The organism is Nocardia sp. NPDC059229, from assembly GCF_042754165.1.
GTDB lineage: Bacteria > Actinomycetota > Actinomycetes > Mycobacteriales > Mycobacteriaceae > Nocardia.
On sequence record NZ_JBHZAK010000002.1, the window covers coordinates 266,948 to 289,472 of the forward strand.

Annotated in this window: 26 protein-coding genes; 13 read left to right on the forward strand and 13 right to left on the reverse strand. The window is 67.6% G+C overall.

Features of this window, described 5'->3' with window-relative positions; all coding sequences use genetic code 11:
• Positions 1-11: 11 nt before the first annotated feature.
• From ACFXHE_RS07430 to ACFXHE_RS07460, 7 genes are all read right to left on the reverse strand, one after another.
• Complete coding sequence (locus ACFXHE_RS07430; protein WP_379380836.1) at positions 12-1,040, reverse strand: hypothetical protein; 1,029 nt, start codon at positions 1,038-1,040, stop codon at positions 12-14.
• Between the two features lie 13 nt (positions 1,041-1,053).
• Complete coding sequence (locus ACFXHE_RS07435) at positions 1,054-2,577, reverse strand: aldehyde dehydrogenase family protein (protein WP_379380838.1); 1,524 nt, start codon at positions 2,575-2,577, stop codon at positions 1,054-1,056.
• 256 nt (positions 2,578-2,833) lie between these two features.
• The gene (locus ACFXHE_RS07440; RefSeq protein ID WP_379380840.1) at positions 2,834-3,556 is read right to left on the reverse strand and encodes a FadR/GntR family transcriptional regulator; all 723 of its coding nucleotides are present in this window, start codon (positions 3,554-3,556) and stop codon (positions 2,834-2,836) included.
• A 160-nt stretch (positions 3,557-3,716) separates the two neighbouring features.
• On the reverse strand, positions 3,717-3,905 hold the full coding sequence (locus tag ACFXHE_RS07445) for a hypothetical protein (protein ID WP_379380842.1): 189 nt from the start codon (positions 3,903-3,905) through the stop codon (positions 3,717-3,719).
• A 111-nt stretch (positions 3,906-4,016) separates the two neighbouring features.
• Positions 4,017-4,793 (reverse strand): polyprenyl diphosphate synthase, encoded by a 777-nt coding sequence (uppS, locus tag ACFXHE_RS07450; protein ID WP_379380844.1) that lies wholly within the window; start codon positions 4,791-4,793, stop codon positions 4,017-4,019.
• A 58-nt stretch (positions 4,794-4,851) separates the two neighbouring features.
• Positions 4,852-5,625, reverse strand: coding sequence for a hypothetical protein (locus ACFXHE_RS07455; RefSeq protein ID WP_379380845.1), 774 nt, complete (start codon positions 5,623-5,625; stop codon positions 4,852-4,854).
• Positions 5,622-5,921 carry a PadR family transcriptional regulator gene (locus ACFXHE_RS07460; protein ID WP_379380847.1) on the reverse strand — a complete coding sequence of 100 codons (300 nt, stop codon included), beginning with the start codon at positions 5,919-5,921 and terminating at the stop codon, positions 5,622-5,624. The genes ACFXHE_RS07455 and ACFXHE_RS07460 overlap by 4 nt, the downstream gene beginning before the upstream one ends.
• Positions 5,922-6,047: 126 nt before the next feature.
• Here ACFXHE_RS07460 and ACFXHE_RS07465 point away from each other — a divergent pair, with 126 nt between their 5' ends.
• Both ACFXHE_RS07465 and ACFXHE_RS07470 read left to right on the forward strand, forming a co-directional pair.
• Positions 6,048-7,055 carry a hypothetical protein gene (locus tag ACFXHE_RS07465; RefSeq protein WP_379380849.1) on the forward strand — a complete coding sequence of 336 codons (1,008 nt, stop codon included), beginning with the start codon at positions 6,048-6,050 and terminating at the stop codon, positions 7,053-7,055.
• Positions 7,056-7,494: 439 nt separating this feature from the next.
• Entirely contained in the window at positions 7,495-8,625 is a 1,131-nt protein-coding gene (locus ACFXHE_RS07470; RefSeq protein WP_364610405.1) for a glycosyltransferase, read from the forward strand.
• A gap of 136 nt (positions 8,626-8,761) precedes the next feature.
• Here ACFXHE_RS07470 and ACFXHE_RS07475 read toward each other — a convergent pair whose 3' ends face one another.
• Positions 8,762-9,877, reverse strand: a complete 1,116-nt coding sequence (locus tag ACFXHE_RS07475) for a hypothetical protein (RefSeq protein ID WP_379380851.1) — start codon at positions 9,875-9,877, stop codon at positions 8,762-8,764.
• 325 nt (positions 9,878-10,202) lie between these two features.
• Here ACFXHE_RS07475 and ACFXHE_RS07480 point away from each other — a divergent pair, with 325 nt between their 5' ends.
• The 6 genes from ACFXHE_RS07480 to ACFXHE_RS07505 all read left to right on the forward strand — a co-directional run bounded on the left by ACFXHE_RS07480 (position 10,203) and on the right by ACFXHE_RS07505 (position 13,908).
• Entirely contained in the window at positions 10,203-11,387 is a 1,185-nt protein-coding gene (locus tag ACFXHE_RS07480) for an anion permease (protein WP_379380853.1), read from the forward strand.
• Positions 11,388-11,398: 11 nt separating this feature from the next.
• Positions 11,399-11,692: a hypothetical protein gene (locus ACFXHE_RS07485; RefSeq protein WP_379380854.1), complete on the forward strand. Its 294-nt coding sequence runs from the start codon at positions 11,399-11,401 to the stop codon at positions 11,690-11,692.
• Between the two features lie 3 nt (positions 11,693-11,695).
• Positions 11,696-11,998, forward strand: a complete 303-nt coding sequence (locus tag ACFXHE_RS07490; protein WP_379380856.1) for a DUF3349 domain-containing protein — start codon at positions 11,696-11,698, stop codon at positions 11,996-11,998.
• Positions 11,999-12,030: 32 nt separating this feature from the next.
• Positions 12,031-12,342, forward strand: a complete 312-nt coding sequence (locus ACFXHE_RS07495) for a DUF3349 domain-containing protein (RefSeq protein WP_354832523.1) — start codon at positions 12,031-12,033, stop codon at positions 12,340-12,342.
• Between the two features lie 186 nt (positions 12,343-12,528).
• Positions 12,529-13,635 carry an alanine dehydrogenase gene (gene ald / locus ACFXHE_RS07500; RefSeq protein WP_379380858.1) on the forward strand — a complete coding sequence of 369 codons (1,107 nt, stop codon included), beginning with the start codon at positions 12,529-12,531 and terminating at the stop codon, positions 13,633-13,635.
• 51 nt (positions 13,636-13,686) lie between these two features.
• Positions 13,687-13,908, forward strand: a complete 222-nt coding sequence (locus ACFXHE_RS07505; protein ID WP_379380860.1) for a hypothetical protein — start codon at positions 13,687-13,689, stop codon at positions 13,906-13,908.
• A gap of 57 nt (positions 13,909-13,965) precedes the next feature.
• Here the strand turns inward: ACFXHE_RS07505 and ACFXHE_RS07510 are convergent, their stop codons facing one another.
• Both ACFXHE_RS07510 and ACFXHE_RS07515 read right to left on the reverse strand, forming a co-directional pair.
• Positions 13,966-14,466 (reverse strand): Lrp/AsnC family transcriptional regulator, encoded by a 501-nt coding sequence (locus tag ACFXHE_RS07510; RefSeq protein ID WP_379380862.1) that lies wholly within the window; start codon positions 14,464-14,466, stop codon positions 13,966-13,968.
• 66 nt (positions 14,467-14,532) lie between these two features.
• Entirely contained in the window at positions 14,533-14,733 is a 201-nt protein-coding gene (locus tag ACFXHE_RS07515; RefSeq protein ID WP_379380864.1) for a hypothetical protein, read from the reverse strand.
• Positions 14,734-15,049: 316 nt separating this feature from the next.
• Between ACFXHE_RS07515 and ACFXHE_RS07520 the strand changes: the two genes are divergently transcribed.
• From ACFXHE_RS07520 to ACFXHE_RS07535, 4 genes are all read left to right on the forward strand, one after another.
• Positions 15,050-15,925: a helix-turn-helix domain-containing protein gene (locus tag ACFXHE_RS07520; protein ID WP_379380866.1), complete on the forward strand. Its 876-nt coding sequence runs from the start codon at positions 15,050-15,052 to the stop codon at positions 15,923-15,925.
• Positions 15,922-16,134, forward strand: a complete 213-nt coding sequence (locus tag ACFXHE_RS07525) for a DUF397 domain-containing protein (RefSeq protein ID WP_379380868.1) — start codon at positions 15,922-15,924, stop codon at positions 16,132-16,134. The genes ACFXHE_RS07520 and ACFXHE_RS07525 overlap by 4 nt, the downstream gene beginning before the upstream one ends.
• A gap of 276 nt (positions 16,135-16,410) precedes the next feature.
• Positions 16,411-16,776 (forward strand): hypothetical protein, encoded by a 366-nt coding sequence (locus tag ACFXHE_RS07530; RefSeq protein ID WP_379380870.1) that lies wholly within the window; start codon positions 16,411-16,413, stop codon positions 16,774-16,776.
• Positions 16,777-16,985: 209 nt separating this feature from the next.
• The gene (locus ACFXHE_RS07535) at positions 16,986-17,933 is read left to right on the forward strand and encodes a DMT family transporter (protein ID WP_379380872.1); all 948 of its coding nucleotides are present in this window, start codon (positions 16,986-16,988) and stop codon (positions 17,931-17,933) included.
• Between the two features lie 36 nt (positions 17,934-17,969).
• On the opposite strand, the gene ACFXHE_RS07540 is transcribed toward ACFXHE_RS07535, so the two are convergent.
• The gene (locus tag ACFXHE_RS07540; protein WP_379380874.1) at positions 17,970-18,797 is read right to left on the reverse strand and encodes an acyl-CoA thioesterase; all 828 of its coding nucleotides are present in this window, start codon (positions 18,795-18,797) and stop codon (positions 17,970-17,972) included.
• Positions 18,798-19,022: 225 nt separating this feature from the next.
• Between ACFXHE_RS07540 and ACFXHE_RS07545 the strand changes: the two genes are divergently transcribed.
• Complete coding sequence (locus ACFXHE_RS07545) at positions 19,023-19,685, forward strand: HAD-IA family hydrolase (RefSeq protein WP_379380876.1); 663 nt, start codon at positions 19,023-19,025, stop codon at positions 19,683-19,685.
• 19 nt (positions 19,686-19,704) lie between these two features.
• Here ACFXHE_RS07545 and ACFXHE_RS07550 read toward each other — a convergent pair whose 3' ends face one another.
• Positions 19,705-21,132 (reverse strand): amino acid permease, encoded by a 1,428-nt coding sequence (locus ACFXHE_RS07550; RefSeq protein ID WP_379380878.1) that lies wholly within the window; start codon positions 21,130-21,132, stop codon positions 19,705-19,707.
• A gap of 505 nt (positions 21,133-21,637) precedes the next feature.
• Positions 21,638-22,519 (reverse strand): class I SAM-dependent methyltransferase, encoded by an 882-nt coding sequence (locus tag ACFXHE_RS07555; RefSeq protein WP_379380880.1) that lies wholly within the window; start codon positions 22,517-22,519, stop codon positions 21,638-21,640.
• Between the last annotated feature and the right edge of the window lie 6 nt (positions 22,520-22,525).

Consider the following 22,525-nt stretch of genomic DNA (forward strand, 5'->3'; position numbering starts at 1 on the left):
AGCGAGCTCTCTCAGACGATCGGGGACACCGACGCAACCGGGTGCGGGACAAGGAATTCCAGCGCGCCGCCGTGCGGGCTGCGCAGCTCGAAGGCATTGCCGTTGATCGGGGCGACATGCACGGAGACGGCGGCGGTCTTGGAATTGAGGCAGTAGCTGGTGTCGCGCGCCGGGTTCCGGTAGGCCAGGCACACCATCTGCTCGGGCTCGGCGTGCATGCGCAGGTCCGCGGTGCCGTGGCGGCCGCGCATGCGCAGGGTCCATACGGGGAAGTCGAGCCGGGGGCGCTGCCGCCACAGGTCGACAATGCGGTCGAACCGGAATTCCTCGTCGCCGCGGCGGATGACCAGCATGGACAGCAGCGGCGAGGTGCGGCCCGCGACGCGGGTGCGGCCCGAGGCTGCCTCCAGTACGGCGAAGGGTTCGCCGCCCCGGGCATCGGTGAAAACGCACTGGCCCCAGGCGTATTCGGGGCTGTGTTCGCGGCCCCAGTTGTGGCCCTGCATCCCGTGCCAGCCGCTCAGGTCCCAGTGCTCGCCCTGCCACTCCAGCCGGCCCGTGCAAGTCAGCACCGGAAACGGGGTCACCAGTTTGTTGTTCGGCACCGGAGTATCGAGCAACCGGTCGCCGGGCAGCAGCGACATCGGCTCACCCAGGCCCGCCACCTTGCTGAAGCTCAGATCCCAGGCGACGGTCTGCGCGGCATCGGACAGTGTGCCGCCGGTCATACCGCCGTTCCCGGTCAACGACAGGGTCAATGGACCGACGGTGACGTCCTGCCCGATCGCGTGCGCCTCGAATCGTGCCGCCGCCAAGGGAACATCGAGACACCACGCGTGCGTGCGCTGCCCGTCGAAGACGCTGCACCACGCCTGCGCCAACGCGGTCCCGTCGCGCGCGGTGAGCACGGTCGCCTTGATCCACACCGCGCGCGGCGAGTGCGGGTCATTGGCGCGCACGAACCACGATTCGACGTGATCGGCCCCCGCCCGCAGCCGCGGCGCGTTCTGGGCGATGGCGGTCAAGACTTGGTTGTTCACCGATTCCCGTCCTTCAGAGTTTCGGCTGCCGGCTGAGCATGCCCAGCAGCACGTGACCGGCCCGCCCGTATCCTCGCAGCCGAGCCGCCGCCCGCGGCGTGACCGCGCCGGAGGCCAGCGCCCGCATGGCGTCCTCGAGTTCGGGCCCGTACGGATACCACCAGGGCCGCTTCGGCCCGAACGCCGGGCCGCGCGGCAGATCCACCACCTGCACCCAGCTCACATCCAGCAGCGCATCGACCCCGTGCGAGCGGCCGAAGCCCGACCGGCCGACCCCGCCCCACGGCAGCTCCGGTGTCGAATACATCGTCGCCGCAACATCATTGATCGACACCGCGCCCGCCCGCAGCCGCTGCGCCAGCGCGCGGGCGCGTCCGACATCGGCGGAGAACACGCTGGCGGTGAGCCCGTACTCGGTCGCATTGTGCAGCGCCACGGCCTCGTCATCGGACCCGAACCCCGCGATCGCCGCCACCGGCCCGAACGTCTCCTCCCGCCACACCTCGGCCGCCGTGACACCCGCACCGCTCACGAGCGCGGGCGAAATGTGGCAGTCCCGCAACGGTTCTCCGCCGCACACCTGCACGCCGCTCTGCCGTGCCGCCGCGAGATGGCGCTCCCACACCCGCTGCTGGCGCTCATCGATGGCCGGCGCCAGATCCCGCCCGGTGTCGATGCGCCGCACCTTGTCCTCGAGCCGGACCAGGAACGCGTCGTGCAGCGAGTCGTGCACCAGCACCCGCTCGATCGAGCAACAGGCCTGTCCCCCATTGAAATTCGCGCCCCAGGCCACCGCCGAGGTGGTGAACTCCAGGTCGGCATCGTCGAGCACGATCGCGGCGTCGATTCCGCCCAGCTCCAGCCCGACCGGAATCGGGAAGCGCGCGGCCGCCGCCATCACCGTTCGCCCAGTGGCCACCGAACCGGTGAACAGCACCTTGTCCGGCCGCCCGGCGATCAACTCGGCGCCGACCGCCCCGTCCCCGACCGCCAGTTGCAGCACCCCGGCGGGCAAACCGCAGTCGGAGATCAGCTCGACCAGCGCCTCGGCCACCCGCGGTGTGAGCTCGGAAGGCTTGAGCACCACCGCATTTCCCGCGATCAATGCGGGCAGCACCTGACTGAACGGAATCAGGAACGGCAAGTTCCAGGGCGCGATGGCGACCACTGCCCCGTAGGGCCGATGGGTGCGCAGCGCCTTCCGATGCGGCACGGTCGCCGAGCTGATCCGGGTCGCGCCCAGGGTGGCGACGGCACTGTCGAGGTGATGGCGAGCCAGGGCGATCGCCGGGACGACCTCATGGGCCAGCGCCTCGGTGAGTGGTTTGCCGTTCTCGGCGACGATCCCCTCCGCGATCCGGTCCATCCGGTCGAACAGCAGCTGCGGGAGCGACCCCAGCACCTGGACTCGTTCGGCGACCGTCAACACAGCCCACTCCGGCTGCACTTCCCGCGCCCGCTCGAGCAGCGCGGCCGGGGCAACCACGTCCGGCCGCTCGGCGCGAGCCTCGCGTTGCGATTGCAGAGGGGGCGTCATACGCGTACCGCCTTGTCCAGACAGATGATCTTGGCCTGATGGCCAAGTGGTCAGACCAATATATCGATCCAGTGTCGAAACACAAGACCGTCGTCCGGCTCTGTCCGCTGTGCCCAACGGTCGCCGGGGTAGGGCTCGGTACGCGCGACGATCTACGCGCGGCGGCCGGGGCCGTGCGGGCGGGTGTCCTACGCGCGGGCCGGACCGGTGCGAGCGGGCTTCCTATGCGCGGGCCGGACCGGTGCGAGCGGGCTTCCTATGCGCCGGTTCGAGCCTGCCGCAGAAATGCGTCGAACGACTCCGCCGCGATCGCGAGCAGGGCATCCGCCGCCGCCCGCGCCTCCTGAGCGTCGCCCGCGATGACCGCCTCGGCCAGCCCGCGGTAGCGATCGATGCTGCCCACCTCACCGGCCATCACCCCCGCCAGCGCCTCCACCGCGGGTTCGTACACCGCCCGCAGATCGTTGTAGAGCAGCCGGTACACGATCGAATCCGCACCATCCACCAGGTGATCCCAGAAGGTGACCGCCGACATCTGCTGTGTCACCGGATTGTGTTCCGCCGCAAGCGCTTCCACCGCCGCCTGCAGTGCCTCGGCCAGCCCGCCCCAGGCGCGCTCGGCGGCCAGCCCGGCCACCTCCCGCCCGAGCACGCGCCGCGCCTCCAGGATCGACCGCACCACCGCGTGGTCCAGCTCCCCCTGCCGGATCAGCAACCGCGGCAACATCTCCAGCCCCGCGTGCCGTCGGAAATCCTGCACCGTCGTCGACCCGCCCTGCCGCACCTCGACCAGCCCGGTGTGCGCCAACCGCTGCAGCGCCTCCCGCACCGTCGGCCGCGACACCCCCAGCGTCTCCGCCAGGGCCCGCTCCGCCGGCAGGGCCGCCCCCGGCGCCAACTCTCCATCCAGCACCTCACCCACGAGCTGCTCGAATACAGTGTCCGGCACCGTCCGCCGATCGATACGCTTGAACGCCATCCCCGAACGCTAAATCCGCCCACCCAACAGGTCAAGCGGCCAGACCAGTCGCGGCCAACTACCTCATACCCAGGCCGCCCGCGCGGCAACATCGGCGACTACAGGGGTTTCTGCAGCAATCGCCGAATTTCGGGCGGATATGGCGTAATCGCTGGTCAGATCACCGGCGGCGATCTGCACCTGGGCCGATGAAGCTGGCGAGGTCGCGCATGGCCTGGGGTGACGGCTTGAAGTAGCGGCGCAGGTTTTCCGGCTTGCGGTGCCTGGACTTTGCCATCAACTCCAACAGGCTCGCGCCGGCCTCGCCGAGATGGGTAAGACCCGAGTGCCGAAGTTCGTGCAGGTCCATCCGGTCCCGGGCCCATCGACGGCGGTGGCGGCGCCAATCAGGTCGCGGGCCTGGTCGTAGGACAACCGGGCCCGCCCGGTGTCGGGGCACACGTCACGGTCGGCGAGGTACTCAGGCGCCATATCTGCGGTGGCGGTCGGCGTAGTTGCGTAGCGCGCGCAGGAAATCGATCTCGCGGAAGGCGGGCCAATATGCTTCGCAGAAATACAGTTCCGCGTAAGCGGTTTGCCACAGCAGGAAGTTGGATAGGCGTTGTTCGCCGCTGGTACGGATGACCAGGTCCGGATCGGGTTGATCAGCGGTGTAGAGGTGTGCGGCGAGGTCGTCGACGGTCAGGTTGTCGGCAATCTCGCCGGTCGTCTTGCCGTGGCTGACACCTTCGTAGAGCAGATCGCGGAACGCGTCGATGATTTCCTGACGGCCGCCGTAACCGATCGCGAGCGTGACGTGCGCGCCGGTGTCGCAGGCGCGGGTGGTCTCGATCGCCTGTTTCAGCGCTGCGGCGGTGGTATCGGGCAGCAGGTCGAGCGATCCGGCAATATGCAGTCGCCACCGGGAATCCGGACGTCCGAGCCGGTCGGTGACCAGGTCCTCGACCACACGCATGAGGAATTCGATCTCATCGTTGCGTCGGCTCTGCAGATTCTCGGTGGAGCACAGGAAGACGGTGACGTGGCGGATGTCGAGGTTTTCGCACCAGCGCAACACGTTCTCGGCGTGCTCGGCGCCATAGCGGTGCCCCATCCGGGCATCGGGCAGCCCTTGTTTGCGGGCCCAGCGGCGGTTGCCGTCCATGATCAGCCCGATGTGGCGCGGCAACGATGCGCCATCGAGTCGGCGGCGCAGCCGGCGGGTGTAGAGCGCATAGAGGGGATCGGCGAGTCGCATCCTGAGCTTTCTGTTCGGTTGCGGGAAGCGGGATTTCGTGTGCGTGAGGGCCTGTGGGCTAGTCGTCTGCGAGAGATGGGAGCTCGCAGAGCGCTGCGGTTCCCGCGACCCCGAACACCAGCGTGAGTGCACCGCAGATGGCTGCGAACGGATCGAATCGGGCACCGGAGAAAGAGAAGATCAGCAAGACCGCGCCGGTGATCACGGCGACCGCGGCCAGGACCACGCCGCCGGCACCGACTCGCCGACGACTCGGTGCGATGACGGTGTCCGGGCCAAGGTTGGCCAGGACTCGTGAACCTGCGCCGACGGCCAGCAGCCAACCGATCCACCACAACGACACGACAGCTAGCCGGATCGGCACCGGCGGAGTCCGGGGCAGCACACCGCCATGCACGGTGATCACCACGGTGGCGACCAGGACCACCGGAACAGCGAAATATCGCATGGACCGCCGTACCACCGCAGCCAGCCCGGTCCGGTTCGGGTGTGGCAACGGTGCCACCAGCCCGCACCCCACCAGCAGGGCCGCTGCGCAGCCTCGCAGCACCTGCCTGAGGACGGGGTCGGCGTCCTCGGTAATGAGATTCGCGATGAACCATCCGCAGCCCGCGACCGCGAGGACCATCGCGGACGCGCGGGCGGTGCGCTGCCCGCGGTGACGAGGCGGCCAGATCGCCGGTTGCAGCCAGATTGCGGCCGCGCTCGCCACCAGATTCGGCCAGGATCGCCACCCTTCGGAACGCGCAGCGTCGCACAGGTCCTCACCCCACCGGTCGAGGTAGGGCCGCGGATACAACAGCCGCACAAGGATTTGCGTACAGCTGGTCACGCCGGGCTCACCCCCAGACGCCGCAATCCAGTCCTCGACACCTCGGCCATGGCACGCAGTTCCCGTTCCAGCAACGCGGTGCCCTGCGGGGTCAGGCGAACCGGGCGCTGCCGCCCGACACCATCCACCGCTTCGATCAACCCTTTGGCTTCGAGCCGTGCCAGCGCCCCGTACAGGCTGCCGGCCGCCAGCCGCTCACCGACCATGTGCTCGATCGCGGCATTGATCGCATAGCCGTGCAACGGCCCCTCGGCAAGCGCGCACAACACCAGTACCTGTGCGTCGTTGGCGAGCATCAGGACCTCCTCGTTCGACCCCTTCCCGGCAGACTAGTACACATTGCGTAGCTCGCGCCACGTAGTACGCAGTGCGTACTATGCTCGTGATTGATCGGCTCTGCCCGGTCGAAAGGAGTAGTAGCGGTGGCGGATGAACAGGTGGTATCGGTCGGCAGCCTCGTCCGGGGTGTCACGGGTGCGGCGCTGATAGCCTCCTTCGTGGCAGGGGCCGGGTTCGTCGCCTTCGCATGGACCACGACGCAGGCCAAGACCGTGCGGGCGGCGAGCCCGTGGCAAGACGACCCATATGACGTGGTGGTGTCGTTCACCGAATTCGTGGTACCGGCAGTGCTGTTGCTGATGGCACTGCGAATGCTGTTGTGGCGCAACGGTCAGCCACAACCAGCCTTCCGCGTCGCGCAGCTGGTACGGACCGCCGCCGCGAGTACGGGGCTCGTGGCGGTGACTGCGGTGACGGACTGGGTCGCAGTCGCGGTCGAGGCCGATCGCACCGAGTGGATCGCGCCGACCACGCCGGTGCTGATCACCGCACTCACAGTCCTCACGGGCGTCACCACCGCTGGGCTGACGCTGCAGCGAAAAGCGGTGCGACTGTTAGTATCCGAGCGAGTGCACGATGGTGATTGGGTCCACGACATCGAACCTCTGGCCGCATTGCTCACCGGTGGCCGAGCCATTGTCCGTCCCTCCTACTACAGGTCAGCCGCGGCGTTCACCCGCCGTCACGACATCGCCGTCCTGGCAGCGGCGGCCGTGTCCGCAGGGGCAGCGGTCACAGCCGCGCAAGCCATCGGCGAGAGGTGGACCGACCCGCTGCTGATCGTCTTCGCAATGGTCGTCGCCACCAGCGGGTTCTTCGGAATGGCAATGCTCGGCAACCACATCCTCGTTTTCATAGCTCCGGTCCCGCGGCCGAACCGGATACATCGCGCAGTCCGCGCTGCCGCCACGGCCGCCGCACTAGGAATACCGGCCACGGTGGCCCTGCGCGCCGCGATCTGGTCCCGGCTCGGCGATGTCACCGGACACTCGCCCCTGGGGCTGCTCCTCCTGGCGACCGGCGGCGCAGTCGTCGTCGGAAGCGTGACCTTCACCGTAGTCGCGACGCGCATCCACTCATCGGGGTCATGACGACCACTATCCCACTCCGCCGACCAGTTGCATTTCCCCTCAAACACGGCGGCCTGTCTCGGCAGTTACCCAGCAGCGCAATGTGTTACGTCGAATTCGACCGGATCCAAGGTACCCACATAAGGCATCTCGCATCAGTGCAGCAGGATGACGCCGGTGGATCACCGCGCACAGGCCGCTGTCGCCGAGCGGCAGTGCCGCGCTCTGGGGCATGACGACCGAGCACGGGTGCGCGGCGTATTGGAGATTTGCCCGGAATTGCGCGCTGCGGGCTTCCCGATCTTGGTGGTGTGGGTCGTGCGGGGTTCGGGGTGTGAGGTTCGGGTGGGCGGGTGCGGGGTGCCGACTACGCCGGGTTCGCTGGGTCTTTCGCGGGTGTTCATGTGGTGTTGGCGCCGGGGGTGCCGACGGTAACCCGTTGCCCTGCACGATCGGCCAGGTGCGCATCGTTCAGCTGGCGAACTTCTATGGTCCGCGGTCGGGTGGGTTGCGCACCGCGTTGCACCACCTGGGTGAGGGATATGCGGCCGCCGGGCACGAGGTGGTGCTGGTCGTGCCGGGGCCGAAGCGGGCCGAGGAGGTGCTGCCGACCGGGGTACTGCGGATCACGGTGCCCGCGCCCCAGATTCCGTGGACCGGCGGCTACCGGGCAGCGGACCCGCGCCGGGTCGCCGACACCCTGGCCGGGCTGCGGCCCGATGTGCTGGAGGTGTCGGACCGGTTGACACTGCGTGGCTTCGGCCGGTGGGCGCGCCGCCGCGACATCGCGGGCGTGATGATCTCTCACGAGCGCCTCGACCGGTTGCTGGGCCAGATTTTGCCCGGTCCGATCGCCCGCCGGGCCGCAGACGCCGCCAACCGCCGTACCGCCGAGGACTACGACGTCGTCGTATGCACCACCCAGTTCGCGCGCGAGGAGTTCCACCGCATCGACGTCGAGAACGTCGAACTCGTCCCGCTCGGCGTCGATCTGGACATGTTCCGGCCGGACCGCCACGACCACCGGCTGCGCACCGATCTCGGCGCCGACGACTACCCATTGCTGGTGCATTGCGGCCGCCTCTCGGTCGAGAAGCGGGTGGACCGCAGCATCGCCGCGGTGAGCGCACTGCGCCGCCGCGGCCTCGACGCCCGTCTGGTCGTCGCTGGCGACGGCCCCCGCCGCGACGCCCTCGAGCGCCGCGCCCGCACCATCCCACCGCTCCCGGATGGCCGCCCCACCGTCCACTTCGCCGGATTCATCGACGACAGAACCGCTTTGGCCACGCTGCTGGCCACCGCCGACGTCTCCCTGGCCCCCGGCCCGCACGAGACTTTCGGCTTGGCCGCACTCGAAGCCCTCGCCGCCGGCACCCCGGTCGTGGTCAGCCGCTCCTCAGCTCTGGCCGACATCATCACCGCCGAAGCCGGCGCGGTGGCCGCCGACCATCCGCGTGCTTTCGCCGAAGCCGTCACCGACGTGCTGTCCCGCCCGGCCGCCGAACGCCGCCGGGCCGCCCGCAGCCGCGCCGAGGAATTCACCTGGCCCGCAGCCGTTTCCGGCATGCTCGGCCTGCTCGGTCAGGGCTGACCGGTCGCCTCGGAGAGCGACAGATCAGCATGCCGGGTGAGCAGTGCGCAAGACGCTCGCACCGCTCACCCGATCTACCGGGCACGACCCTCGTACGGCAAACCTGACTTTCAGACCTGACTTTCGCTGAAGCCGGTCAGTCGCGCGACGGGTCGGGCTGCCAGGGCACGTAGGGCCGTCCCGACGCCTCCGCGGCATTTTTCGAGGAGTTCAGCTGGTACGGCGTGATCCCGCCGGGCTGCCACGGTCCGGCCGAGCCCGCCGCGAGCGCCGACCCGGCCTTGGGAACCAGGCCGATCTCATTGCGCACCACCGTGATCGGGCGGTCGGCCAGCGAGAACCAGTCCAGGTCGAGGAAGTCGTGGCTGCCCTGGGTGAGCGCGCCGCGCCGCATGGCATCGCCGAGCCGTTCGGCCATGCCCCGGGTGCTGAGGTGGCCTTCGTCGGCCTCGAACAGGCCCGCGCCCGCACGCAGGTACCCGGTCTCGAACAGCGAAATCACCATGGCCAGCAGGCTGAACGCGCGCGGGTCGTCATTGGCGCGGGCCATGAAGGCGAAGACCTCGATCTCGTTCTCGAGGGTGGTCCCGTACCCCGCGAGCACGTGCACCCAGTCGTGCTGGGCCAGCAGCGGCGGCGCGGAACCGGGCAGACCGGGAGTGACGAAGCCCCGGTCGCGGTAGAAGTCGGCGACACCGCGTCCCAGCGTGCCGACCGGCAGATCCCACAGTTCGGCCCAGCGCCCGGCCAGCACCGGATCGTCGGTGACCGCGCTCCACGAGCTGTCCAGGCCCTCGGTGTGCAGCGCGCCCAGCCGCAGCGTATTCGTATTGCCCAGATAGCCGTTGCGGGTGAAGTCGACCGCGGCCAGATCCACCGCGCCCTCGGCGTAGCGCTGCGCGACGGCGATCATGTCGTCGTCGACACCGAGCGCATCGGCGAACTCCCGCAGCCGGTTTCCCACTTCCGCGGGCAGCGGCCGCACCACCAGCGCCGCGAGCAGCATGGTCTGCACGATCCGTTCCCGGAACACCCGATTGCGCCGCGCCATGCCGTCCGCGAACTCCGCCGCCCCGATCGGGCGCACCTCGGCCAGTTCCACCGGACACCCGGTCATCGACAGGAACAAGGCCGGAACCAGCAACTCCTGCAGCGGCGTCAGCCCCGCCTCTCCCGCCGCCGCACTGACCACACCCCGCGCCAGGAACCGCACCTCGGCGGCATCCGGCGGCGTGAGCAGCACCTCGTCCATCAACACCCTCCCGAACCTCGGGGCCCCAGCGGCCCGCCTCATTCTCACCGCGAAACACCGCCGCTGCGTGCTCATTTCACTGACGGCGTAGTCCGCGCACCTCCGGCCCCTGCTCGACTCCGAATCCTGCGGGAGGAGGTGATCGCGAATGAACCCGCTGCAGATGCTGTGCAACTGGATGTGCACGCTCATGCCCGGCTGCTGCCAGGGCATGTGAGAGGCCGGACAACCCCGGGCGACCGTCCCGGGGCTATCCGATTGAATTTCCAGTGAACACCGGCGTGTAGCCATTCTGCGCGCGGTATTCCGTTGTGACACTGGAGTTGTGAGCGCTGAGCTACTTGTTCTCTTGATCGTGGTGATAACCGCGTTGGCGTTCGATTTCACCAACGGTTTTCACGACACGGCGAATGCGATGGCGACCTCCATCGCGACCGGCGCGCTCGCTCCCCGGGTGGCAGTGGCCCTTTCGGCCGTGCTCAACCTGGTCGGAGCGTTCCTGTCGGTGGAGGTCGCCAAGACGGTCTCGGGTGGGCTGCTGAATATCGGCGGTATCCACGGTATGGCCTTGCTGCACATAGTTTTCGCAGGCCTGGTCGGCGGAATTCTGTGGAATCTGTTCACCTGGCTGGTCGGAATTCCGTCGAGTTCCTCCCATGCCCTCTTCGGTGGCCTGATCGGGGCCGCGGTCGCCGCGCTGGGCGCGAGCGGCGTGATCTGGACCGGGGATCAGAAGACCGGCCTGATCAACAAGATCATCCTCCCGGCCCTGCTGGCCCCCTTCGTCGCCGCACTGGTGGCCGGACTGGGCACCTACGCGGTCTACTGGCTGACCCGCCACTCCCGCAAGGACCGGGTGAGCACCGCATTCCGCTGGGGCCAAATCGGTTCCGCGTCCCTGGTCTCGCTGGCCCACGGCACCAATGACGCCCAGAAGACCATGGGCGTCATCTTCATGGCCCTGGTCGCCCGCGGCACCTACACCAGTGCCGACGACATACCGCTGTGGGTGAAGGTGTGCTGCGCCCTGGCGATCGCCGCGGGTACCTATCTGGGCGGCTGGCGCATAATCCGCACCCTGGGCAAGGGCCTGGTGGAGATCGATTCGCCGCAGGGCTTCGCGGCCGAAACCTCCTCGGCGGCCATTATTCTCACCTCGGCCCAGTTCGGCCTGCCGCTGTCGACCACCCAGACCGCGACCGGATCCATCCTCGGCACGGGCCTGGGCAAGCCGGGCGCGGAGGTGCGCTGGGGTGTCATGGGCCGCATGGCCGTGGCCTGGGTGCTGACCCTGCCACTGGCCGGTCTGGTCGGCGCGGCCTGCTGGTGGGTCGCCGATCTCGGCGGTGGCCTGCTCGGCGTGCTGATCGTGCTGGCCGTGCTGATCGCCCTGTCGGTCTACATGTACCTGCGCTCGCGCCGCAATCCGATCGACACCAGCAATGTCAACGACGACTGGGCAAACGGCGTCACCCCGTCGGCCCCGCCGCGCGAGACCGCCGCGGCCTGAGGAGAGCGAGCATGCACACCTTCAACGCCATCGCCAAGTCCCTGGGCGAGGTCACGCTGATCGCGCTGGTGCTCGGGGTCGGGGTGCCGGTGATCTTCGGGATCGGCGTCCGGCTCTGGGCCCTGGAACCGGCTGCCGACGGCCCGGCCACCGCCAACCGCAATGTGGTCGTCACCGCCATCGCCTACCTCTGCTTCGCGGCCGCCCTGATCGTGGTCGCCGCCGGAATCCTCTATATCGCCAAGGATTTCATCAGCCACACCTTCGACATCCAGTTGTTCGGCGCGAAACCCCCGAAGAAGTGAGCCATGACGACCAATCGTTCGATCCTCGCCACCGTCCTGGCCTGGCTGCGCGCAGGCTACCCGCACGGCATCCCGCGTGAGGACTATGTGGCCCTGTTCGCGGTGCTGCACCGCAAGCTCACCGACCGCGAAGTCGACGAGGTCATCGAGGGATTGCTCGCCTCCGGCGGCGTGCTGGACCGGGCCGCCATCGAAACCGCCATCGCGCAGCTCGCCCACGAGAAGCCCGGCGCCGACGACGTGAACCGGGTCGCGGCCCGGCTGGCGGCCGGCGGGTGGCCGCTGGGCGACCCGTCCGAGGCGTGAATTCCGTTCCGGCAGAGTAGAACCGAGCACCGATGGAGTTGTCCGAGCTACTGGCCAGAATTGTCGGCTGGCTGCGCGCCGGGTACCCGCACGGTGTTCCCGACACCGACTATCTGCCGCTGCTGGCCGTACTGGCCCGGCGGTTGTCCGAGGACGAGGTGCGGCAGGTGGCCGCCGAGCTGGTGCTGCTCGGCGCGCTGCCTGCCGACCGGGCCGACGTCGGGGTGATCATCACCAAACTCACCGACGAGATGCCGCGTGCAGCCGATCTGGATCGGGTCCGCGCTCATTTGCGGGCGGGCGGCTGGCCGATCGACGACAGCTGGCCGGAGCCGTTGCAGTAGCGCCGCAAACGCCGAAGATGCTTCGGTGTGACCCAGCTCGCACTCGCCGATTTCGAGTATTCCGATAGTCGAGTGCAAATTCAGAGAATCTTATTCACCTCTCTGGTGCTGATCTCGCACAATATTCATACTAACTCTCTGGCGGCGATCCCGCCGAAACCCCAGTCGAGAGAGTCAGGAGTGCGGATGAAGATCGGAATTCCCCGCGAGGTCAAGAACCACGAGTACCGGGTGGCCTGCACGCCCGCCGGTGTGCACGAGCTGGTGGCCCGCGGCCACGAGGTGGTCGTCGAGGCCGGTGCGGGTGTCGGCTCGACGTTCGAGGACGACGCCTACCGCTTCGCCGGTGCGCAGGTGCTCGATACCGCCGACGAGGTCTGGGGCGTCGCCGATCTGGTGCTCAAGGTGAAAGAGCCCGTCGCCGAAGAGTATTCGCGCTTGCGTGAGGACCAGGTGCTGTTCACCTACCTGCACCTGGCCGCCTCCCGGGAGTGCACCGACGCCCTGCTGTCCTCGGGCATCACCTCCCTCGCCTACGAAACCGTCACCGCCCCCGACGGTTCCCTGCCTTTGCTGGCCCCGATGAGCGAGGTCGCGGGCCGGTTGGCGCCGCAGGCGGGCGCGTATCACCTGATGCGCAGCGGCGGCGGCCGCGGCGTGCTCATGGGCGGTGTGCCGGGTGTGCGCCCGGCCCGCGTGGTGGTGATCGGTGCGGGTGTGTCCGGGCGCAATGCCATCGCCGTCGCGCACGGCATGCACGCCGAGGTCACGGTGCTCGACTTGAACATTCAGCGCCTGCGCGAGATCGACGACCTGTACCACGGCCAGGTGCGCACCGTCATGTCCAACCGGCTCGAGGTCGAGAACCTGGTGCGCGAGGCAGACCTGGTCATCGGCGCGGTGCTGGTGCCCGGTGCGAAAGCTCCGACCCTCGTCTCCAATGACCTTGTCGCCCAGATGAAGCCGGGTTCGGTGCTGGTCGACATCGCCATCGACCAGGGCGGCTGCTTCGCCGATTCCCGCCCCACCACGCACGCCGAGCCCACCTACCGGGTGCACGACTCGATCTTCTACTGCGTGGCCAATATGCCGGGCGCGGTGCCGCACACCTCGACGGTGGCCCTCACCAACGCCACCCTGCCCTACGCGGTGGCTCTGGCCGACAAGGGCTGGCGCGACGCCGTCGCCGCCGACCCGGGCCTGGCCGCGGGCCTGAGCACCCACAAGGGCGAACTGCTCTCGGAATCGGTTGCGGCAGCACACGGTTACGCCGCACACTCCCTGGCCGCCTGAGGCCCCATCCGGAAAGGACGACACGGTAATGCCCGGGGATGGCGACCGGCCGTGACCACCGAAGGATGGTTCCCGCCCGAAGGTGATGTCCACGTGCGAATCTGGCTGGCCGACGTGGTCTTCGACTACACGGTCACTGCGGTGGCGGTACGCAACTTGATCCACGATTGGAGGCAGAAGCATTGGTTCACAATCGAATTCATCCGCGACACCTTCGACGACTGCCGGCTGCTGCCGCGCCTGCCGTGCGAACGACTGTTCGTCGGACCGTGAGGGTTCCGCCTACTGAACCAACCTTTCCGGACATGGCACCAGCCCCCGCGCCGCCGATCAGGAGGCGGGGCGATGCCCCGGGCGCACGTGCTCGAAGATGAGGATCGTCTCCGTGGACGCGACGGCGGGATGCGCGCTCAGATGCTCCAGCACGAAGGTGCGCAGCTCGCCGGAGTCGGCGGTGGCGACATGGATCAGGTAATCGTCGGCCCCGGCAATGAAATACACGTTCTCGACCTCCGGCAGCGCGGCCATCTGCTCACCGAATTCGGCCAGCTGACCGCGCGCCGCCGCACGCACCCGGACCGCGATCATGGCCTGCAGATCGCGACCCAGCGCGGCCGGGTCGATGTCGGCGTGGAACCCGCGGATCACCCCGTGCTCCACCAGAGCCCGCACTCGCCCCAGACAGGTCGAGGGTGCGATCCCCGCGGCAGCGGCCAGCGCATTGTTGGTCATTCGCCCGTCGCGGGCCAGCTCATCGAGCAGCAGCCGGTCGATGGCATCCAGCGGAACCGCCCCGCCCGACACATTCGATCCTGAAGAAACCTTCTTCATGGAGGAACTGTATCGAACTTCCTTCGTGCGGGAGGGGCGGATCAACGGAATATTCGTCCCGAGCGGTCACTCACCGGCCCAGATGTTCCAGCTGGTGGCGCCGCGCTCCCGGTGCCCACTGCGCTCCAGGTAGGGCACCTGCCGGCTGAAATACCGCTTCGCCTCGCACTCCTCACCGCACTGTGCGTGCTGAGCCAAGGCGCGTTGCGCGACTTCCAGATTCAGCACCGGGTGGTCCGGCATGCTGTGCGTAACAGGTCGATTCACCACATCAACTCCCTACGTGTCGAGCGTCGGCGGGTGTCGGCGCCCCGCACGCGATGAGCCGACGCTTGGCCTGGTTCTTCACCGGACACACCGAAACCGGACAATTCCGGTGTGTCTGCATGGTCAGATGCGCGTATTCGATTGTCATCGTTGGTAATTCGCTATGGTCGGCGATGGATGGGTTGGACACGAACCCAGATTTACTCCGATGCCAAGGGATTTGGGGCCGCCATGACCGGCCGGTTCCGGCTATTGCGCCGGACTTCCGCCACGGGGGGTTCCAAATTTCAGTGCCTTCGATAGAAAGGCTAGGAAAATGTCTGGCTCCACCCTCGCCGCCCGCGCTCTCGGTCGACTCTTAGCCGAATACCGCCAGCGGGCGCACGTGACCAGATCGGCTGCTGCGCGGCTCGTGGATACCTCGATACAAACCATCGGTCGCCTGGAAGATGGGCTCAAGGGCAAGGTGTCGAGGCTCTGGATCAACGTGCTTGCTGACGCCTACAAGTGCAGCGACGACGAACGCCGCCTGCTACTCGGTCTCGCCCAGGAAATGGTCTCCGCACAGAAGAACTGGTGGCGGGCGTACGCGGACGAGATGAACCCGGGGCTCCATCATTACCTGGCGCTGGAAGGCGCGGCTCGCAGGCTTGTTACGTGGCGGGTCACGATGATTCCCGGACTGCTGCAGACACCGGAATACCGGCGAGCCATTGCCTGGACCGAGAATCCGGAAATGCCGACCGGACAGTTGGAAAAACGCATCGAGATGAATGCCCGACGCCAAAACCGATTGAATGACGATGGATTCGGCATGGACGTGATCTTGTCTGAGATGGTTCTGCGCGACCGGATCGGTGGCGAGGCGGTCATGGCCGATCAGCTACAGCGTCTCGTGGATCTGTCGATGCTGGATCGCATCTCGATCCGGGCGGTGACCTTTGATACCCCCGGTCATCTCGGTTCCATGGTGGGTTCGTTTGCGCTGCTCGAATTTCCTAAACTCCCGGCGACCGGCATGGTCGAGCCACCGGTCGTGTACGTCGAGGGCTACGCCGGAGACCTCTACTTGGAACGAGAGGGCGAGGTGACGCGCTATCGGGCTGCGTTCAAGGAGATCAGCCGAGTAGCGTTGGATCCGGACACATCTCGGCAGCTCATGCTGTCGATAGCCAAGGAGTTCAGAGCGTGAGTATCGACCTGTCCAGGGCATCCTGGTTCAAGAGTACGTATAGCACCAGCTCGGGCGGCGAGTGCGTCGAAGCTGCACATCTGAGCGGCGGCTTGGTCGCCGTGAGGGATTCGGCGCTCGGAGATTCGAGCCCGGTGCTCGTCTTCGCCCCGGCCGACTGGGACCTGTTCAGCGGTGCCGTGCGTGCCGGAAAGTTCGATCTGGTCTGATGGCCGGGACGGTCGAGGGCTTGGTCCACGGCATTTCGATGCCCATGCAGAGACCTACGATCGCGCTAGACCTGATTACCCGGCCGCACTGTGGAAACGGTTGTGGGAGTTAGGGTTACTACGGTCCGGCGTCCGGGTGGTCGAGCTCGGCGCCGGCACCGGATTGGCGACGGGTCCGATGCTGCAGGCCGGCGCTGCCGTCACCGCTGTCGAGCCGGGGCAGAGCCTCGCCGGCCGAGAATTCACCGCGCGCTGATCGCTGACGGTCATTTCGCGGTGTGGCGTCACGTCTTCGGCGACCCGTCGGCCGCTGCCACCCCATTCCGGCAGCGAATGGCCGAGATCGTCGCGCGCCGCGGCGACCACTCCCCGCCGCGCAGACTGGCGGACTTCGACACCGATGCCTGGGTGCGCCGCCTGACGGGCAGCGGTCACTTCGTCGCCGCTCATGTCGAACGGTTCTCCTGGACAATCGAACTGAGCGCCGACCAGATCCACGACCTGTTCACCACCTTCAGCGACTGGACGGCCGTCGAAGTCGACGAGGCCGCCCACGCGGCACACGCCCTCGGCGGGTACGTACTCGAGCACTACCTCACCCCGCTGATCGTTCTGAAACGCGCCGGAACCGCCACTACCTGACCACCGGGCAGACCGGGCGCGAGGCTGTTGGGTAGTCTCGACCCATGGGTATGTTCTGGCACTCCGTCACGCCGCCGCCGGCCGCCTGATCGGGCGCAGCGGCAGACTCTCGTTTCGCGTTCCGGCTGACCTCCGACGGCAGCCCGGATTTGTCGTGCGCCCGTTTCGATTCCTTCCCCCTTCGGAATTCGACGACGGAGTACTCGACAGTGTCCGAACGCACATCCACGCTCACCCCTGAACACACCCCTTCGACCGCTTGGCGCGGTAGTGCGCCGATCCTCGCCGCGTCGGTGCTGTGGGGCAGCACCGGTACCGCGGCATCGCTGGCTCCGGCCGGAACATCCGCTGCCGCAATCGGTTCGGCTGGCTTGGCCCTCGGTGGACTGCTGCTGTTCGTCACCGGCCGCGGGCATCGGATGCGCGCCGGCGTGCCGGAACGGTGGCTGCTGCTGCTCGGCGCGGGTGCCGTGGCCGGGTATCCGGTCACCTTCTATCCGGCCGTGGCCCGCACCGGCGTGGCCGTGGCCACGGTCATCGCTCTCGGGAGCGCACCGGTCTTCGCGGGCCTGCTGGCCTGGCTCACCGGCCGGGGGCGACCGTCCGCGAGATGGCGTGCCGCCACCGGGCTGGCCGTAATCGGTTGCGCCGTACTGGTTATGGGGTCGCGATTCGGCAATGCGACCCCGATCGACCTGCTGGGCATTCTGCTCGCGGCCTGCGCGGGCCTCACCTATGCCGTCTATTCCCTGATCGGCGGCACCCTCATTACCCGCGGCCACGCCTCCGGCTCGGTCATGGGCATCATGTTCGGCGTCGCTGGCGTCCTCGTCCTGCCCGTAGTCGCAACCTCCGACCCGATCTGGCTGACCACGCCACGGGGCCTGGCGGTCGCCCTGCACCTCGCGTTCTTCACGACGTTCCTCGCCTACCGCCTGTTCGGTTACGGACTGCGCCACACCACCGTGGCGTCCGCCACCACCCTGACGCTCGCCGAGCCCGCGGTCGCCGCTCTGCTCGGCGTCACCGTTGTCGGCGAGCGCCTACCCGTGCTGTCCTGGTGCGGTCTGGTCGTCCTCGGTGCCGGTCTGGCCGTCCTGACATTCCCCGTTAAACGGCGAAAGCCGCTGCTTCCCACCCATTTCCGTCATTTGTAGCCGGGGCATGCGGACTGCTGCCCGCGGTGTGGTGAGTCAGTCCTTGAAGTACACGAGCTGGTGACTGGTGGCCAGCGCGGTGCCCTCTTCGGTCCACAGGTGGGCCGATTGGTCGAAGAAGCCATTGCCGAAGTGTTGTGCCCGGGCGGTCGCGAGAACGAACCGTCCGGGATCGGCGAGCGGGTCGAGCTCGGCGTGGAAGTAGACGGTGAGCGAGACGGTGCCCGCGGGGACCATCCGGCCCAGGCGCAGCATGACGCGCGGGAAGAAGATATCGCTCATCGCCGCCACGGCCGGAAAGTCCAGCGAGCGCGCAGGGGTGTCCCGAACCCACAGGGTGGAGGTGGACGTCGGTGCCGGTGCGCCGTCATCGCCCCCGGCGAACGGGCCGCGGCCCGCCACGAACCGCATCTCGTAATTCCGCAGCCACGCAGGCGATTCGGGCAGTTCCGCCACCTCGAGGGAGTCCGGTGCGGGCGCGGCGGGCGGGCTGATCTCGGTGTCGGACCAGGTCGGGCGACGCAGTGCGCACACCACGGTCGCGGTGGTGGCCACGGTGTCGTCCTGCCGCATGGTCACGACCCAGTGCTGGGTGGTGCGATTGGTCCGCACGGGCTCGGCCTCGATGGTGAACGCTCCCGTGGCGATGGGCCCCGCGTAGTTGACCGTCAGCGACAGCGGACTGCCCGCGCAGCGCGGGTCGTCGAGAACGGCCCGCAGCATGGTGGCGGCCGTGATCCCGCCGAAGGGGCCCACCATGTTCGAGTACTCGGCCGCGGTGTGACCGAGAAAGCGCCCTTCCCCATCCGGCGTCAGCGCGATGGCGGTATCGAACGGGTGCTCGAGGGTTGTGGTCGACCCCAAGACGAATTCTCCTTCGAACAGGTGCAGATTCGTGCGCGCGAGCGCGTGGCTCTCCGTCTCGTCGGAGAATAGCCTCCGTCGACTATAACGACCGTTATAGACCGGTCCGGCGCGGGCCCTGCAGCCGTGCGGCGAGCTCCGAGGCGCGATGTGCGGGAATTCCGTGCCCGCGATACGGATTCGAGACATATTGCATGCCCGGCATCTTGTGGTTATAACCAGCTTATGACGGTTGATGCCACGCTTGCCGCCCGCGGCCTCCTGCTCGATATGGACAGCACACTCGTGAATTCCGAAGCCGTAGTGGAGCTGCTGTGGCGACGCTGGGCCACCGAGCACGGCCTGGCGGTGGCCGATGTGCTGGCCGTCGCACACGGCCGCCAGGGCTGGGCAACCATGGCCGAACTGCTGCCGGACCGTCCCGCCGAGCTCAACCGCGCCGACAACGACCGCATGCTCGCCGAGGAGGCCACCATCGTCGACGGCGTCATACCCATCGCCGGTGCCCCGGAGTTCATGGCCGCCCTCGCCGATCTCCCCCACGCCCTGGTCACCTCCGCCAACCACGTCCTCACCGAAACCCGGATGACCGCCGCCGGCCTACCCATCCCCCGGATCCGCATCACCGCCGAATCGGTGACGGTGAGCAAGCCCGATCCGGAAGGCTTCCTGAAAGCCGCCGCCGAACTGGGCCTTTCAGCCGACGACTGCCTGGTCTTCGAGGACTCGCAAGCAGGCATCACCGCCGCCAGGGCAGCAGGCATGCGTGTCATCGGTGTCGGCCCCCGCGCCGCCACCCTCGACCCGACCGCCCACGTCCCCGACCTCACCCACATTCGAATCGAGCCGCTCCCCAGCGGCTCGATCGCCGTTCACATATCAGCGTGACCCGGAAATGGTTTCCGGCTCAGGCGTTTTCGATCGCTGTCGGGTGGCCCAGGCGGGAGTTGAAGCGGGAGTAGCCGAAGTACACGACGAGGCCGACGATCAGCCAGGCCACGAAGCGCACCCAGGTTTCCCACGGCAGCGACCAGATCAGATAGATGGAGAACCCGATGCCCACCACCGGCACCACCGGCATGAGCGGGAGCCGGAATTCGCGCGGCTCGTCGGGGCGGGTGTAGCGGAGCACGATCACCGACACGCTGACCACGATGAACGCCATCAGGATGCCGATATTGGTCAGCTCCGCAACGGTATTGATGGGCAGCAGCCCGGCCAGGATCGCCGAGCCGGCGCCCACGATCCAGGTCACCCGGGTGGGCACCTTGCGGGTGGGATGGGTCTTGGCGAACCATTCCGGCAGCAGCCCGTCGCGGCTCATGGCGTACCAGACGCGGGTCACGCCCAGCATGAAGGTGAGCACCACGGTGATGATGCCGACGATGGCGCCGATCGCGATGATGTTCGCGATGCCCGGCATCCCCACGGATTTGAACGCGGTGGAGAACCCGGAGGTCGGGCTGATCTCGGTGTACTTCTGCATGCCGGTGAGCACCAGTGTGGCCAGCACGTACAGCACCATGGCGATGGCCAGCGAGTAGATGATCGCCTTGGGCAGATGTTTTTTCGCTTCGGTGGACTCCTCGGCCGCGGTGCTCATGGCGTCGTAGCCGAAGACGGCGAAGAACACGGTCGCCGCGCCCGTCCATACCGCGCCGGTGCCGAACGGGAAGTACGGGTGGTAGTTCGCGCTGTCGATCTTGAACAGGCCGAGCACGATGATCAGCAGCACGATCGCCACCTTGATCCCCACCGCGACAGTCTCGAACCGTCCCACGCTCTTGATACCGCGCGACAGCACCCACGCGCTGCCCAGACAGAACAGGATCGCGAACACATCCACCACATGCCCGTCCCCGGTGCCGGAGGCCCCGAGCATCCAGTGCGGCAAGGTGATTCCGATCTGATCCAGCAGGAAGTTGAAGTACCCGGACACGCCGATGGCGACCACCGCCGCCACCGCCACATACTCCAGCAGCAGATCCCACCCGATGAACCAGCCCGCCAGCTCGCCCAGCGACACATACCCGTAGGTGTAGGCCGACCCCGCCTTGGGCACCATGCCCGCGAATTCGGCGTAGCAGAGTGCCGCACACGCACTGGCCACACCCGCGATCAGGAACGAGATGAGGACCGACGGCCCCGTCGTATTGTGTGCGACCGACCCGGCCAGGGCGAAGATGCCCGCGCCGATGATGCCGCCCACCCCGATGGCCGTCAGCTGCCACAGACCGAGGTGTTTCGACAGCCGCTCGTCCGCGGGCGTGTCGTCGTCTACCTCCGAGATCGGCTTGCGGCGCAGGATCTGGCCGCGCAACTCCGCAAAAGACATGCGGGATCCTTTCGTTCCGCTGCGCACCGCCACTCTGCGGTAACGCAGGTCACACTCGAGCTAGCTCAGCTAATCGGACCATGGCCGATGCTGTGATCGGGCGGTTGGTTAAATAAAGTTCAGAATCGTCGTCTTATCGGCCAAAGCTCTCGTGTTCGGCGTGTGTGTTGTGCAGTGCGCCTACCCGCCGCGTCGTCCGAGCCGCTACCGCGCGGAACGCCCTGTGGCTCAGGGGTTTCGGTAGTCAAGGTCGCCGAGTTGATCGGCCCATACCTACATGTTCCGCGGTGTGATCTCCAACGGCGACGCTGCGGGCATGGAGCGCGTGCGCGTCGAATCCGTTGGCGAGGACCGCGGTGGTGGTGTCGGTTGAGTCGAGTTCGCAGCTGATCCGCGCACGCGTCGCCGGATCGGTCTTCGCCGGCCGGCCCCTGCGCAGGCCGACATCACCCCTGGCGCGCCGGTCGGCGACAGCGGCCTCGGCCGCGACGGCGCCGAACGATCCTCACATCCCGCTCTTGGTGCAGGTGAACTGCATGACGTCGAGGTGGCCGTGACGGAAGTAGTCGGCGAACCCGGTCATATGGCTGATGTAGGCGTTGTAGGTGTCGCGCCCGGCGAGTTCGATCGCCCGGTCGCGGTGCTCGTGCAGCGCGGTGGCCCAGTTCTGCAGTGTGGTGGTGTAGTGCGGTCCCAGTTTCCCGATTCCGGCGATGGTGAATCCGGCATCTTCCGCGTACTCGGTGACCCCCTTGGGGTTGCGGCCGGTCGGTGGCGGAACTCGGTCGAAGGGCAGGATAGTCCTGGGCGTGGACACGGAATCGGTACTCGCGAAACGCGTCTGGTGGGCATCCGAGGGGTCGCGGCCCGGTGCGACGACGGTCTGCACCAACAGCACCCCGTTATCGGGCAGGATCCGGTAGGCGAAATCGAAGAAATCGGCGTAGCGCTGCGGGTGGAGGTGTTCCAGCGTCCCGATACACACGATGCGGTCCACACGGCGGTCGAATTCCCCCCAATCCTGCCGCCGGACCCCGCCGTAGGGGCGGCCGCGGATCAGCCGGTCGACGAGCCGGTCCCGCACATACCGGTACTGGTGGCGGTTGCCGGTCAACCCGATCGCGTTCACCCCATAGGTGTCCATGGCGCGCAACATGGTCGAACCCCAGCCGCAGCCGACATCCAACAAGGTCATCCCCGCCTGCAGATCGCACTTGGCCAACGCGAGGTCGATCTTCGCCGACTGGGCTCGTTCCAGGGTGTCGTCCGGGCGAGTCCACAGCGCGCAACTGTAGGTGCGGGTCGGGTCGAGGAACAGGGCGAAGAATTCATCCGGGAGTTCGTCGCGAGATCGGACCTCACCAAGCACAGGTACATCAACAGTCATGATGGC

Excerpts from the sequence above, each read along its gene's own strand:
- ACFXHE_RS07435 (WP_379380838.1), bottom strand. The coding sequence starts at position 2,577 with ATGACGCCCCCTCTGCAATCGCAACGCGAGGCTCGCGCCGAGCGGCCG.
- ACFXHE_RS07440 (WP_379380840.1), bottom strand. The coding sequence starts at position 3,556 with ATGGCGTTCAAGCGTATCGATCGGCGGACGGTGCCGGACACTGTATTC.
- ACFXHE_RS07445 (WP_379380842.1), bottom strand. The coding sequence starts at position 3,905 with ATGGACCTGCACGAACTTCGGCACTCGGGTCTTACCCATCTCGGCGAG.
- uppS (WP_379380844.1), bottom strand. The coding sequence starts at position 4,793 with ATGCGACTCGCCGATCCCCTCTATGCGCTCTACACCCGCCGGCTGCGC.
- ACFXHE_RS07460 (WP_379380847.1), bottom strand. The coding sequence starts at position 5,921 with ATGCTCGCCAACGACGCACAGGTACTGGTGTTGTGCGCGCTTGCCGAG.
- ACFXHE_RS07475 (WP_379380851.1), bottom strand. The coding sequence starts at position 9,877 with ATGGACGAGGTGCTGCTCACGCCGCCGGATGCCGCCGAGGTGCGGTTC.
- ACFXHE_RS07485 (WP_379380854.1), top strand. The coding sequence starts at position 11,399 with ATGCACACCTTCAACGCCATCGCCAAGTCCCTGGGCGAGGTCACGCTG.
- ACFXHE_RS07490 (WP_379380856.1), top strand. The coding sequence starts at position 11,696 with ATGACGACCAATCGTTCGATCCTCGCCACCGTCCTGGCCTGGCTGCGC.
- ACFXHE_RS07495 (WP_354832523.1), top strand. The coding sequence starts at position 12,031 with ATGGAGTTGTCCGAGCTACTGGCCAGAATTGTCGGCTGGCTGCGCGCC.
- ald (WP_379380858.1), top strand. The coding sequence starts at position 12,529 with ATGAAGATCGGAATTCCCCGCGAGGTCAAGAACCACGAGTACCGGGTG.
- ACFXHE_RS07510 (WP_379380862.1), bottom strand. The coding sequence starts at position 14,466 with ATGAAGAAGGTTTCTTCAGGATCGAATGTGTCGGGCGGGGCGGTTCCG.
- ACFXHE_RS07520 (WP_379380866.1), top strand. The coding sequence starts at position 15,050 with ATGTCTGGCTCCACCCTCGCCGCCCGCGCTCTCGGTCGACTCTTAGCC.
- ACFXHE_RS07545 (WP_379380876.1), top strand. The coding sequence starts at position 19,023 with ATGACGGTTGATGCCACGCTTGCCGCCCGCGGCCTCCTGCTCGATATG.
- ACFXHE_RS07550 (WP_379380878.1), bottom strand. The coding sequence starts at position 21,132 with ATGTCTTTTGCGGAGTTGCGCGGCCAGATCCTGCGCCGCAAGCCGATC.
- ACFXHE_RS07555 (WP_379380880.1), bottom strand. The coding sequence starts at position 22,519 with ATGACTGTTGATGTACCTGTGCTTGGTGAGGTCCGATCTCGCGACGAA.